The organism is Aquabacterium sp. UBA2148 (assembly GCF_002328915.1).
Taxonomy (GTDB): Bacteria; Pseudomonadota; Gammaproteobacteria; order Burkholderiales; family Burkholderiaceae_C; genus Aquabacterium; species Aquabacterium parvum.
Genome location: NZ_DCXA01000140.1, coordinates 944 through 1367 on the forward strand (window position 1 = coordinate 944; position 424 = coordinate 1367).

The window sequence follows — 424 nt, forward strand, 5'->3', positions numbered from 1 at the left end:
TCTACACCTCGGGCACCACCGGCCGAAGCAAAGGCGCCATGCTCACGCACGGCAACCTGCTGAGCAACGCGCGCACCCTGCTGCGCCACTGGGACTGGCGCCACGACGACTGCCTGGTGCACGCCCTGCCCATCTTCCACATCCACGGCCTGTTCGTGGCCTGCCATTGCGCGCTGCTCTCGGGCACGCCCATGCGCTGGATCGATGCCTTCCAGCCTGGCGAGGTGCTCAAGCACATCGCCGATCGCAACGCACCACAGGCCACGCTGTTCATGGGCGTGCCGACGATGTACGGCCGCCTGTTGACGCACCCGCAACTCCAGCGCGATGCGGTGCAAGGCATGCGCCTGTTCATCAGCGGCTCGGCGCCCTTGCTGCCCGCCGCCTTCGAAGCCTTCAAGGCGCGCACCGGCCACACCATCCT

General features: G+C 67.7%; 1 protein-coding gene. It reads left to right on the forward strand.

What is annotated here, in order from left to right:
- Positions 1 to 424, forward strand: a 424-nt coding sequence (locus tag B2W70_RS07610; protein WP_286744433.1) for an AMP-binding protein, incomplete at both ends; no start/stop codon positions are given.